Source organism: Riemerella anatipestifer (assembly GCF_009663465.1).
Taxonomy (GTDB): Bacteria; Bacteroidota; Bacteroidia; order Flavobacteriales; family Weeksellaceae; genus Riemerella; species Riemerella anatipestifer_C.
On sequence record NZ_QXHU01000001.1, the window covers coordinates 211,690 to 224,555 of the forward strand.

Consider the following 12,866-nt stretch of genomic DNA (forward strand, 5'->3'; position numbering starts at 1 on the left):
TATAGATTCAGATTTATACAAGCCTAAAAAAGTACAAGCCAGAATCTCTCAATACAAAAACAATCTCATCACCGTAAGGGCTTACTATAACAATCCTGAACTTATGGAAAACGATGCCCGAGCAAATATGAAACTCATTGGGCAAATTTATCAGAAATATGTGGAAGTTTGTTTTAAAAACGGAGCGATGGATTTTGATGACTTGCTTTTGAGAACCAACGAACTTCTCACGCGTTTCCCCGAAGTTCTTGCAAAATATCAAAACAGATTTAGATACATTTTAGTAGATGAGTATCAAGATACCAACCATTCTCAATATCTTATTGTAAAGGCGTTAGCCTCCAAATTTGAGAATATCTGTGTCGTGGGAGATGATGCCCAATCTATTTACTCTTTTAGAGGAGCTAATATTCATAACATTCTGAACTTTAAAAAAGATTATCCAGATGCCGTAACGGTTTCACTAGAGCAAAACTACCGTTCTACACAGAATATTGTAAATGCTGCTAATGTGGTGATTGCTAAAAACCAGCAACAGTTCAAAAAGAATGTATTTAGTGCCAATGAAGAAGGCGAAAAACTTAAAGTTTACCGTTCACTTTCAGATGCCGACGAAGCCAACTTTGTTGCCGCCAACATTTGGGAACTGCACAACTCTCAACAAAGAATGTTCAATGAGTTTGCTATTTTATATAGAACAAACTCTCAAACCAGAGCTTTTGAAGATGCTTTAAGACGAAAAAATATTCCATACCGTGTCTATGGCGGATTGTCCTTTTATCAAAGGAAAGAGGTTAAAGACTTACTAGCCTATCTAAGACTTTTGGTAAACGAAAACGATGCCGAGGCACTCACAAGAATCATCAACTATCCCGTGAGAGGCATAGGCGAAACCACACAAAATAAACTTATTGTTTACGCAGATGGGCAAGGGTTATCTTTAGCTCAAGTTCTATCAGATTTACCATTTCACACACCTAGATTAGGGCTTAATAATTCGGCTCTCAATAAGCTAAATGATTTTTGGCAAATGATAAAGGCATTCCAAGTGATGCTTAAAACCGAAAATGCTTATACCGTTGCAATGGAGGTAGCTAAAAGAAGTGGGCTCATCAAAAACCTAAAAGACGACCAAACTCCAGAAGGAATTTCTAGGTTAGAAAACATACAAGAATTGATGAACTCAATGCAAGGGTTCATTGAGGAGCAGCAACAACTTGAAGAAGGTGATGCTAGTCTTTCTAACTTTTTAGAAAACATTGCCCTTTCGGCGGATACTCAAGACAAGCCAGACGGCAGTGAGGATATGGTTTCTCTGATGACGATACACCTTTCCAAAGGGCTAGAGTTTCCTGTGGTACACCTCGTGGGGTTAGAGGAAAACCTGTTCCCGAGTTTTATGAGCAGTAGCTCCCGAGAAGAATTGGAGGAGGAGCGAAGACTCTTCTATGTAGCTTTAACTCGTGCCGAAAAACAAGCCTATCTTTCTTATGCGGTTTCTCGTTTCCAATGGGGAAAAATTACAGACTCGGAGCCGAGCAGATTTCTTAGCGAAATAGATGCTCAATATTTAGACTTCCTTAATGCAAGTATGGAAAGGCGTTTTGTAAATCATTCAGGGATTAAATCTAATATTTTTGATGATACCCCATCAGCTCCAATCACTTTTAAAAAGAAAGAACCTAAGAAAACCATCAATCGTACAGAAACGAGTTTTCAGCCCAAAGAACCTAAAAAACTAAAACCGTTAGCATCAGCTAAAATTAACAATCCTGTTGGTGGAACAACGCAAGATATACAAGTAGGCGATAGAGTAAGACACGACAGGTTTGGTATGGGAGAAGTTATTTTTATTGATGGAACTGATGCTACCAACATTAAAGCAAAAGTTCGCTTTGAACACGAAGGCGAAAAAAACTTGATTTTAAAGTTTGCTAGACTAGAGAAGCTCTAAGATTTAGTAGGAAATCTCAACTATTAGAAAAAAGATTTTGTTTATCTTTGCTCTATGACTGAGAACACCGATAAAAAACTGTATCTTGTAGATGCCTACGCAATGATTTTTAGAGGCTACTATGCCTTTATCAGAAATCCTAGACTTACCACTGGTGGATTAGACACTTCCGCTATCTATGGTTTTACGAACTTTCTTATTGAGTTAATTAAAAAGGAACGCCCTACGCATTTGGCAGTCGTTTTTGATGTGGGAAGGCAAAATGTAAGACACGAAGATTTTTCTGACTATAAAGCCAACAGAGCCGAAACTCCAGAGGCTATAAAAATTGCGGTGCCTTACATTCATCGTATTTTAAAGGCAATGCATATCCCAATTTTAGGAGTAGAGGGCTACGAGGCAGATGATGTTATAGGTACTATTGCAGGCAAGGCAGAGAAGCAAGGTTACGAGGTGTTTATGGTAACGCCAGATAAAGATTTTGCACAACTCGTTACAGAGCATATAAAAATCTATAAACCAGGATTAAAAGGTGGCGATGTTGAAATCTTAGGTGTAAAGGAAGTTTTAGAAAAATACGAAATAGAAAACCCTAAGCAGATTATAGATTATCTAGGAATGATGGGTGATTCGGTGGATAATATCCCTGGGCTTGAAGGAGTGGGAGAGAAGACTGCAAAAAAATTCATCAAGGAGTATGGCTCTATGGAAAATCTTCTAGCCAATACTCATCAGCTTAAAGGTAAATTAAAAGAAAAGGTGGAAGCCTCTGCAGAGCGTGGTCTAATGTCAAAAAAACTAGCCACCATACTTTGTGATGCTCCCATAGAGTTTCATCAAGAGGAATACGATTTAGAAACACCTAACTTTGAAGAGGTAAAACAAATTTTTGAAGAGATAGAATTCCGAAGATTGTACGAAAATCTTTACAAAGCCTTCTCTACTGAAAAATCAGTAGAGGAAAAAAAATCGGATAAAGATTCTGTTCAGTCGCCAGTACAGTTAGATTTATTTTCAGATTTTGAAGCGTTAGAACAGGCTACAACTACCAAACATACTATAGAAGACCGAGAGCACCTCTACCAATATATAAATACAGAGAAAGGTCAGCTTTTGCTCTTACAAAATCTATTGAAACAAAAAGCGGTTTGTTTTGATACAGAAACCACCTCTTTAGATGAGATGGAAGCAGAACTTATAGGCATTAGTTTTAGTTATAAAAAAGGCTTGGCTTATTATGTTCCAATCCCTGAAAATAGAGCGGAGGCACAAGTTATTGTAGAGCGTTTTCGTCCGTTTTTTGAAAAAGAAAGCATCTTAAAAATTGCTCATAATTTAAAATACGACTACAAAGTTCTCCTAAACTACGACATAGAGGTTAAAGGCAATTTATTTGACACAATGATTGCTCACTACCTGCTCAATCCCGATGGCAGACACGGTATGGACTACCTTTCGGAAATGTACCTTAACTATAAGCCTATAGCATTAGAAACTTTAATTGGCAAAAAAGGAAAAGGGCAAAAAACATTACGAGAAATTGACCTGCCAACACAAACACAATACGCCGCAGAAGATGCAGATATTACCTTTCAGTTGTACGAAATTTTTTCGCCTCAACTAAAAAAAGAAGAGGTAGAAGAGGTGTTTTATAAGATAGAAATGCCTTTAGTCAAGGTCTTAGCTAAAATGGAACTTGCTGGTGTAGCTTTGGATAAAGAATGGCTAAAAGATGAAAGTATTAGCTTGGAGCAAGATTTAAAGATTTTAGAAGGACAAATATTTGAACAGGCGGGAGAAGAGTTTAATATTAACTCTCCTAAACAGTTAGGGGATATACTATTTGAAAAATTAAAATTAGACCCTAAAGCTAAGAAGACGAAAACAGGACAGTATTCCACTTCGGAAGATGTTTTACAAAAACTTTCTCATAAACACGAGATTATCAAGTTAATTTTGGAATATCGCCAATTACAAAAGCTAAAATCTACTTATATAGATGCTTTGCCAAATCAAATCAGTCCAATAGATGGCAGGGTACATACCAGCTTTGCCCAAACGGTAGCCGCTACAGGAAGACTGGCTAGTAATAATCCTAATTTACAGAATATCCCTATAAGAACGGAACGAGGACAACAGGTGAGAGGTGCTTTTGTAGCTTCCAAAGGGTCTAAAATTGTTTCAGCCGACTATTCTCAAATAGAGCTTCGTCTTATTGCAGAAATTTCTGGAGAGGAAACAATGATAAAGGCATTTCAGGAAGGACAAGATATTCACGCTTCTACGGCTTCCAAATTATTCGATGTTCCTTTGAATGAAGTGTCTAAGATTCAAAGAAGCCAAGCTAAAACGGTTAATTTTGGTATTATTTATGGGCAAAGCGCTTTCGCTTTAGCAGACCAAACAGGTCTTTCTAGAACTGATGCCAAACAGCTTATAGATTCCTACTACGAAACTTATCCAAAGCTAAAAGCCTTTATGATAGAGCAAGTTCAAATGGCTAGAAAGAAAGGCTATGTGGAAACTATAATGGGAAGAAAAAGACACCTTAAAGATATAAACTCTAACAATTTTGTAGTGAGAGGACACGCAGAAAGAAATGCCGTAAACGCCCCAATACAAGGTAGTGCAGCCGATATTATAAAATTGGCAATGATAAAAATAGATTCTGAAATAAAAGCCCAAGGATTAAAAACCAAAATGCTTTTGCAGGTACACGATGAATTGGTATTTGAGGTCCCCAATGAAGAGATAGAGGTTGCAACTACTTTAATAAAACAAGAAATGGAAACAGCTTATTCCACCAAAGTACCATTACTTACAGAGGTTGGGGTAGGAGATAATTGGCTAGAAGCGCATTGATACGAACTGATAAAAATTATTTGCTTAATAAGAAATTAAAATTATCTTTGCACGATATAAATAATTAAATTTTAGTGAAAATGAAAAAAGTTTTATTAGCTGGTGCGATTGCACTTTTCGGAGGGTTAAATGCTCAAGTTAAATACGGTTTGAAGGCTGGTTACAACTTATCTAATGTAAGTCTAAGCACTCCAGCAACTAGTGTTAAAATACTTCTAGGTAATAAGTCTGGATTTAATGCAGGTGGTTTTGTGGAATATGGTTTTGGAAAGAACCTTAGTTTACAAGGTGAAGTTCTTTATAGCAATGTAGGTGCTAAATTAACGGTTGATATTAATAAAATTAAAACGGCTCAAGTAGGGGAACTTTTAGATGCTGACTTTTCTAGTGCAGACATAGCAAAAGTGAAGAAAGCTTCGGCTACAATTTCAATGAATCAGATAGCAGTGCCTGTTTCTTTAAAATATTCATTTGATAAATTTTCTGTATTAGGAGGTTTTTCAGTTAATTTCAATGCTGGAGTAAGTACTAAAATTGAAGCTGACGGAGCAGATGTTAAAAAGACTATTGAGGCTGATAGCGAAATCAAATTAGACGATACAATAAAATCAGAGTTAGCAGCTACAAACTTTGGGTTACATTTGGGGGCCGAATATATGTTTACCAAGAATGTGTTTATAGATGCAAGATATAACTGTGGTGTATCTTCGCTTAATAAAAACTATACAGATTTTGCGAAACTTAGACAAAGATACTTCCAAATTGGCTTAGGATATAAGTTCTAATTTTGTAGTTATATCTAAATAGTTTTAGGGTTGCCTTTTTACTGAGGCAACCTTTTTACTCTTTATAAGTTCTGTAATGAGATTGCTTATTATTTTATTGTTTAGTTGTACACTCAATACCCAAATTTCGGAACAAAACAGAAATCTTGTTGCAGGAGTTAGTCTTTCTAATATATCTGTTAATTTTGATGGTGCAACCTCTTTAAAATTAATTTCAGGAAGAAAGTTGGGATATTTTATTGGATTTACCAAAAACTACAATATATCTGACAAATATTTTTTAGACGCTAGAATCAAATTTTCTGAAACAGGAGGTACAGTAAAAAATTCTACTTATTTTATTAAAACTAAATTTCCTAATGATTTAGAAAAATACCGCAATGCATTACTCAAAATTGCTGTTTACCAAATTGCAATAGAAACCAATATAGGAATACAGACTAATCGTGTTAGGATTTATGGAGGGTTGCAACCGTCATTGATTATATTTGGAAGATATAAAGAGAACTATCTAAAATCTATTGAAGGAAAACCATCTGAAGAAGGTAAGGATATTAAAACTAATGAAATAAAGAATAATATCAATTTATTCAATATAAAGGCTCAAACAGGAATAACGGTTAATGTATCCAAAAACTATTTTATAGATATGAGTTATCACTTTGGACTACATAAAGTAGCTTCCATAAATACATTTAATAATTCTTTAAACTTTAATCAATCTATAATTCAAATAGGAGGAGGTGTTTATTTTTAGAGGAATCTTTATATTTGCTAAGAATTTTTATAGTTAAACCAATTTGAGATTCCTTATCATCATACCAGCACATAATGAAGAAGATAGTATTTTGCTATGTCTAAACTCTTTAGCAAAACAGGCTTATCAAAATTTTGACTGCATTGTTGTAAATGATGGCTCTACGGATAAAACAAAAGAATTAGTAGAAAATTTTATTAAAAAAAATACTTCTTTTAAACTCAAAAATTTAGACGCTTCTTTTCATCAACCTGGAGCAAAGGTCGTCCAAACTTTTTATCAAGGTTTAGAGGAAGTTTCTTTAGCTGATTTTGATGTTATTTGTAAATTTGATGCTGATGTTATTTTTCCGCCGCAGTATTTAGAAAACATCAATAAAATCTATACAGAAAATCCTAAAGCAGGTATGGTCTCTGGGCTGGTGTACATTCAAAACGATAAGGGAGAATGGGTTTATGAAAATTTATCCTCAAGAAATCACATCAGAGGTCCTATAAAATCTTACCGAAAGGACTGTTTTCTCGCAATGAATGGACTTCGCTCTGTATTGGGTTGGGATAATATAGATGTAATGCTAACTCAAATGAATGGCTATGAAGTAGCTACTATTAAAAATATTTGGGTAAAACACTTAAGACCCACAGCTTATAAGTACAAATCTCAAAAAGCTGAAAAGTTGGGAGAATATTTTTACAATATCGGACTTAATTTGCCTTTAGCAATAATATCATCTGCGAAGTCGTCTTTTAAAAATCGTTCTTTTTCAGAATTTTTTATAACGATGAAGAGTTTTCTATCCCAAAATGAGCCCTTACAATTAACTCAGGAAGAAATTAAATTCATCAGAAAGTTGAGAAATCCTCTACAAAAAATATTTAACAGACAATAAATCTATCACTTAGTATATATGGAATTAACTTACGAAATTTCAGGAATAGAAATTAAAACCTTTTACGGAGTTCAAAATCAGTTTTTTAATCTGATAAAATCTTCATTTCCTACCCTTAAAATAACAGGGAGAGACCATTTTATATTTGCTATGGGAAATCCCGAAACTTTGGAGGTTTTAAAAGAAAAATTGGACGATATTGTAAAATTTATCACTAAACATAATACTATTACCATTAAAGATGTAGAAAGTATTTTGATGATAAAAGATGAAAAAGAAAAACAACTGGTCTTTGATCAAGATATTATCGTGAAAGGAGTTCAAGGGAAAATCATTAAAGCTAAAACCACTAACCTCAAAAAACTTGTAAAGGAAACCGAAACAAAAGATATGGTATTTGCCATAGGTCCTGCGGGAACAGGAAAAACTTATACCAGCGTAGCTTTAGCGGTAAGAGCTTTAAAGGAAAAACAAGTAAGACGAATTATCCTCACACGCCCTGCGGTGGAAGCAGGGGAGAGTCTTGGTTTTCTACCTGGAGATTTAAAGGAGAAGCTAGACCCATATCTACAACCGCTTTATGATGCTTTGCGAGATATGATACCACACGAAAAGCTAGAAGGATTTATTGAAAAAAAAGTGATAGAAGTAGCTCCATTAGCTTTTATGAGAGGGCGAACTTTGGACGATGCTTTTGTAATTTTAGACGAAGCACAAAATACAACTCATGCCCAAATGAAAATGTTTTTAACAAGAATGGGAATGAATGCTAAATTTATAATCACAGGTGACCCTACACAAGTAGATTTACCATACAAGCAAAAATCGGGATTGAAAGAGGCTATGCATATCCTAGAAAATATTAAGGAAATAGGTTTTGTATATCTCAATGAAGCTGACGTAGTAAGGCACCCTGTAGTTAAAAAGATAATTTCTGCTTATAATGAGGAAGAAAAAAAGACAAAGCAATAGAAACTAGAACTTCATAAAAAATAAAAGCCGTCTCAATTTCTGAAGCGGCTTTTAAATTTAAATTTATCTATAACCAAAACTCTTTAAATCTCTTTCATTTTTACGCCAATCTTTTCTAACTTTTACAAAAAGATTAAGGTGGATTTTTTTATCAAAAAACTTTTCTAAATCAAGTCTTGCCTGTGTGCCTACCTTTTTTATAGCTTCGCCTTTGTGTCCTATTAAAATACCTTTTTGGCTATCTCTTTCCACATAGATGATAGAGTCTATAAAAATAATGCCTTCTTTTTCTTTAAACATTTCTGTAACCACCTCTACAGAGTAAGGAATTTCTTTTTCATAATTGAGCAAGATTTTTTCTCTAATGGCTTCATTTACAAAAAAACGTTCAGATTTATCCGTAAATTGTTCCTTATCGTAATATGGTGGATTTTCAGGAAGTAAAGATTTCAGTTTCGGTAAAATAATATCTGTATTAAATCCTTCTAGTGCAGATATAGGCAGTATTTCCGCCTTAGGTATTTGTTCGTGCCAAAAATGCATTGATTTCTCTAATTCCTCTTGATTGGTTTGGTCTATCTTATTGATAAGGATAAGTACAGGAACAGGAATTTTATTCAACTTTTCTACAAGAAATTCTGAAGGAGCCTCTTTGTCTGTTACATCTATTATAAAAAGAAAGACATCTGCATCTTGTAGAGAATCTTTCACAAAATCCATCATCTTTTCCTGAAGTCCATATTTTGGGTCTAACACTCCTGGAGTATCGGAAAAAACAATTTGCAAATCAGGCTCATTATAAATCCCGAATATTCTATGTCTTGTGGTTTGAGCTTTTTTAGTTACTATCGCTAGTTTCTCTCCCATCAATTGATTAAGAAGAGTGGATTTACCTGCATTGGGTTTTCCTACGATATTTACGAATCCTGCTTTGTGCATATGTTAATTTTAACCTATTTGTTTTATGATAAAAAATCCTCTAGAGTTACTTTATTTTGCTCTCCTGTCGCTAGATTTTTAATAGAAATCTCTTTATTTTTAATTTCTTCTTCCCCTACAAATGCAATATATGGAATCCCTTTTTTCTCCGCATAAGTAAATTGTTTTTTCAACTTGGCAGCTTCTGGATAAAGTTCTGAGGAAATACCTTTAGCTCTCAATTTCTGTATAATATCTATAGCTTGAAAAGCCTCCTGCTCGCCATAATTAGCAAAAAGATATTGTACATTTCGAGATACCTCTTGTGGAAAACGATTTAGCTCTTCTAAAACTAAATAAATTCTATCTAAACCAAAAGAAATCCCTATTCCAGGAATATTTTTAACTCCAAAAACTTCTGTTAGGTTATCATATCTACCACCACCACCAATGGAGCCCAATTGTACCTCATTAGATTTAACTTCAAAGATAGCTCCTGTATAATAATCTAGCCCTCTTGCTAGAGTAATATCAAATTGAAGTACCTTTGGAGAAACACCCAAAGCAAGGCATTGTTTAATCACAAACTCCACTTCTTCAACACCTTTCAACCCTATTTCTATATCAGAAAAACGCTCCTTAAGAGCTAATAGGTATTCTAAATTATCTTCCAATGGGTTGAATAGAAACTCTAATTTTTCTATCGCTTCATTAGGTATATCTTTACTTTTAAGCTCCTCAACAACACCTTCTTTCCCTATTTTATCTAGCTTGTCCAAAGTTACAGTAAAATCTACCAGTTGTTCTGCTATCCCTGCGTAAATGGCTAATCCTGAAAGTATTTTTCTATTATTGATATGGATTTTTACATCTAAATTAAGTTCCGTAAAAGCTTTTAAATAAAGCTGAACCAACTCTACCTCTTGCCAAAGACTTTCACTACCCACCACATCAGCATCGCACTGATAAAATTCTCTAAAACGTCCTTTCTGTGGTCTATCAGCACGCCATACAGGTTGAATTTGGTATCGCTTATACGGAAATACAAGCTGACCGTGATTCATAGCCACAAATCTCGCAAAAGGAACAGTAAGGTCATACCTTAATGCTTTATCAGACACTCTAGGAGTAAGTTTTTTATGGTCTTTTTCCATTAAATCTTGTTCTGATATTTTATCTAAATAATCTCCAGAATTCAAAATTTTAAAAATAAGCCTATCTCCTTCCTCTCCATATTTCCCTGTAAGAGTTGACAGATTTTCAAAACTAGGCGTTTCTAATGGAGAAAAACCAAATAATTCGAAATTCTTTTGTAAAACACTAATAATATATCTTCTACGATAAACTTCTAATGCCGAAAAATCTCTTGTTCCCTTTGCTAAACTGGGTTTCATAAACTTTTTATTTTAACACAACAAAAGTACGGAAAAATAAGTTGTCTGCAATATTGAAATATTTAATACCAAATACAAAAGTTATAAACCTGTCTATTTGTCAGTAATTTTAATTTGGCGAAAAATTTGTTTCGTAATGAAATTATAAAAAATTTAAAAGATGAAAAAAGCACTTATTGTAGTAGATGTTCAGAATGATTTCTGCGAAGGAGGAGCTTTAGCTGTACCAAACGCTAATGAAATTATCCCTTACATCAACCTTTTAATTGAAGAAAATCAGTACGATAAAATAATTTTCACACAAGACTGGCATCCTGCAAATCACAAGTCATTTGCCTCTAATAATGGTAAAAAAGTTGGAGAAACTATATCACTAAACGGTGTACCACAATTTATGTGGCCAGATCATTGTATTGAAAATTCTTTTGGTTCAGAATTCCATAAAGACCTAGATACTAGCAAAGTAGATTATATTGTAAAGAAAGGTAAAAACTCCGAAATAGATAGTTATAGTGCGTTCCAAGACAATAATCACTTTATGAAAACAGGTTTAGCCGACTATCTCAAGAAACACGATATACAATTAGTAGAAATTGCAGGCTTAGCATTGGATTATTGTGTTAAGTATACTTGTCTAGATGCTGTGAGAGAAGGTTTTTTAACCTGCCTCCATTTTAACGGCACACGTGCTGTAAATGTAAAACCCGAAAACGGAAGAGATGCCATCTACGAAATGCTAGAAAATGGTGTTACTATTTTAGGATAGAAATAAAATCCTAGAAGTATTAGAAGTAATTATGAGGATTTTTTCATATCAACAAAAGTGAAAAAACTGATAAGTTTCTTTTTTATAATCAGGAGACCGAAAATCCAATTTTAATAAAATAAAATGTCAAAAAAATAAGGCTCTATTTTATGAAAAAATCACACTTAATACAACTGTTAATGATTTTTACAATTTTAGGTTGTGAAAAGCAAAGTGAATTGATTCTAAACGTGAAAAAAGTTAATACAAATCCAACCGAAGAACTGAAAATTGGAACTAAAAATTCAGGTAAAATTTATGAAGATGAAAAGTTTGAAGTTTGGAGAAGTTGTGCAGGAGAATGGGGAGGGAGTATTTACTTCCAAGATAAAAAAACAAAGAAAATTTATGGTGCTATTTCCACCTGTCCTGTTTCCGTAGACAAGATAGATAACATTTATTATATTTCTAATAATCTTAATCATATGATTGGTTATTCTGATATTATTGAAATAAAAAATCCAAAAGAAATGACGGAATTAAAAACAATTCCTAAATCTGAATACAATTCGGGAGTTGTAACAAGAGAATATGAATGTAGATCAAACCAAGGAACAAAAAAACTTGTAGATTCTATAGGAATATCAATTATATCAAGTTTTATCAGTAATAATGAACTTTATTCTATTATCACAAGTTCTAAAGAAGAAAAAACTACAATTTCAAAAATTCAAAATGGTAAGTTTATTACCATTTTAGATTTGACAAAAAAGATTGTTTTAAAATCAAATCCCTTGATTGAAAAAGAGAGTTCTAAGAGACAAAAAATAATTTTCACATATCCTGAAAAAATAGGAATTATTGAAATTAACAAAAATAAAATTGATTTAATCTTGTATGAAAAATAGGAACGTCTGCTAGCATAGCATTTGCAAAAGGCGGAGAGAGGTAGAGGTGTTAAATTGAAAAGCAGGAATATTTAGTAGCAGATGCTTTTTCCGTTAGAAGAAGACCAATAATAATATAAAGTAAAGTACTTCTGATTTTTCATTAGATAGTGATGGCTTTACCAACTCCGATATATATTCTACAAAGTTATGAAATGGTGTATAAATAAAAAAATCCCTCTAATAATTAAGAGGGATTTAGGTTTAAATCTTCTAGTAAAGCCTAAATTATTTAGCAATATAAGGCTTATCTTTAATTCTAGCTTTCTTACCTCTAAGGTCACGGAAGTAGTAGATTCTAGCTCTTCTTACGCTACCTCTTCTGTCTACTGTGATTTTTTGTAGAGCAGGCATATTGATAGGGAAAACTCTTTCTACCCCCACATCACCACTCATTTTTCTGATAGTGAAAGTCTTAGTAGCTCCAGTTCCTCTTAGTTGGATAACAACTCCTTTAAAGAACTGAGTTCTTGTTTTTTGACCTTCTTTAATTTCGTAGTAAACAGTGATGGTATCACCTGCTTTGAATTCAGGGAATTCTTTCTTTGTAATGTACTTGTCTTGTACGTACTTAATTAAATCCATTTTTAATAAATAAAATAAGTTTATGCCAAACAACATACACGGCTCTCGTCAGAGGTTG

The 12,866-nt window shown here is 33.5% G+C and carries 11 protein-coding genes; 8 read left to right on the forward strand and 3 right to left on the reverse strand.

Annotated features, from left to right (window positions below):
• The 6 genes from D1003_RS00905 to D1003_RS00930 all read left to right on the forward strand — a co-directional run.
• The coding region (locus tag D1003_RS00905) for an ATP-dependent helicase (RefSeq protein WP_260393265.1) at positions 1 to 1,954 on the forward strand (1,954 nt) is incomplete at its 5' end.
• Between the two features lie 54 nt (positions 1,955 to 2,008).
• On the forward strand, positions 2,009 to 4,816 hold the full coding sequence (gene polA, locus D1003_RS00910) for a DNA polymerase I (protein WP_153935347.1): 2,808 nt from the start codon (positions 2,009 to 2,011) through the stop codon (positions 4,814 to 4,816).
• A gap of 80 nt (positions 4,817 to 4,896) precedes the next feature.
• A complete protein-coding gene (locus D1003_RS00915; protein WP_153935348.1) occupies positions 4,897 to 5,601 on the forward strand; it encodes a porin family protein in 705 nt (234 codons plus the stop codon).
• A gap of 76 nt (positions 5,602 to 5,677) precedes the next feature.
• Entirely contained in the window at positions 5,678 to 6,358 is a 681-nt protein-coding gene (locus D1003_RS00920; protein ID WP_153935349.1) for an outer membrane beta-barrel protein, read from the forward strand.
• Positions 6,359 to 6,401: 43 nt separating this feature from the next.
• Positions 6,402 to 7,247 carry a glycosyltransferase family 2 protein gene (locus tag D1003_RS00925; protein ID WP_153935350.1) on the forward strand — a complete coding sequence of 282 codons (846 nt, stop codon included), beginning with the start codon at positions 6,402 to 6,404 and terminating at the stop codon, positions 7,245 to 7,247.
• 18 nt (positions 7,248 to 7,265) lie between these two features.
• A complete protein-coding gene (locus D1003_RS00930; RefSeq protein WP_153935351.1) occupies positions 7,266 to 8,219 on the forward strand; it encodes a PhoH family protein in 954 nt (317 codons plus the stop codon).
• A 63-nt stretch (positions 8,220 to 8,282) separates the two neighbouring features.
• On the opposite strand, the gene era is transcribed toward D1003_RS00930, so the two are convergent.
• Together era and hisS are read right to left on the reverse strand one after the other, a co-directional pair.
• Positions 8,283 to 9,158, reverse strand: a complete 876-nt coding sequence (gene era, locus D1003_RS00935) for a GTPase Era (RefSeq protein ID WP_153935352.1) — start codon at positions 9,156 to 9,158, stop codon at positions 8,283 to 8,285.
• 23 nt (positions 9,159 to 9,181) lie between these two features.
• Positions 9,182 to 10,531 (reverse strand): histidine--tRNA ligase, encoded by a 1,350-nt coding sequence (gene hisS / locus D1003_RS00940; RefSeq protein WP_153935353.1) that lies wholly within the window; start codon positions 10,529 to 10,531, stop codon positions 9,182 to 9,184.
• 160 nt (positions 10,532 to 10,691) lie between these two features.
• Here hisS and pncA point away from each other — a divergent pair, with 160 nt between their 5' ends.
• Together pncA and D1003_RS00950 are read left to right on the forward strand one after the other, a co-directional pair.
• Positions 10,692 to 11,297, forward strand: a complete 606-nt coding sequence (gene pncA / locus D1003_RS00945; RefSeq protein ID WP_153935354.1) for a bifunctional nicotinamidase/pyrazinamidase — start codon at positions 10,692 to 10,694, stop codon at positions 11,295 to 11,297.
• A 149-nt stretch (positions 11,298 to 11,446) separates the two neighbouring features.
• A complete protein-coding gene (locus D1003_RS00950) occupies positions 11,447 to 12,184 on the forward strand; it encodes a hypothetical protein (RefSeq protein ID WP_153935355.1) in 738 nt (245 codons plus the stop codon).
• A gap of 267 nt (positions 12,185 to 12,451) precedes the next feature.
• Here the strand turns inward: D1003_RS00950 and rplS are convergent, their stop codons facing one another.
• Positions 12,452 to 12,808, reverse strand: coding sequence for a 50S ribosomal protein L19 (rplS, locus tag D1003_RS00955; protein WP_004919056.1), 357 nt, complete (start codon positions 12,806 to 12,808; stop codon positions 12,452 to 12,454).
• Positions 12,809 to 12,866 lie beyond the last annotated feature (58 nt).

Bases quoted from the DNA above. Each gene is read 5' to 3' on its own strand.
- D1003_RS00950 (WP_153935355.1), top strand. From the start codon at position 11,447: ATGAAAAAATCACACTTAATACAACTGTTAATGATTTTTACAATTTTA.
- polA (WP_153935347.1), top strand. From the start codon at position 2,009: ATGACTGAGAACACCGATAAAAAACTGTATCTTGTAGATGCCTACGCA.
- era (WP_153935352.1), bottom strand. From the start codon at position 9,158: ATGCACAAAGCAGGATTCGTAAATATCGTAGGAAAACCCAATGCAGGT.
- rplS (WP_004919056.1), bottom strand. From the start codon at position 12,808: ATGGATTTAATTAAGTACGTACAAGACAAGTACATTACAAAGAAAGAA.
- D1003_RS00920 (WP_153935349.1), top strand. From the start codon at position 5,678: ATGAGATTGCTTATTATTTTATTGTTTAGTTGTACACTCAATACCCAA.
- hisS (WP_153935353.1), bottom strand. From the start codon at position 10,531: ATGAAACCCAGTTTAGCAAAGGGAACAAGAGATTTTTCGGCATTAGAA.
- D1003_RS00915 (WP_153935348.1), top strand. From the start codon at position 4,897: ATGAAAAAAGTTTTATTAGCTGGTGCGATTGCACTTTTCGGAGGGTTA.
- D1003_RS00930 (WP_153935351.1), top strand. From the start codon at position 7,266: ATGGAATTAACTTACGAAATTTCAGGAATAGAAATTAAAACCTTTTAC.
- pncA (WP_153935354.1), top strand. From the start codon at position 10,692: ATGAAAAAAGCACTTATTGTAGTAGATGTTCAGAATGATTTCTGCGAA.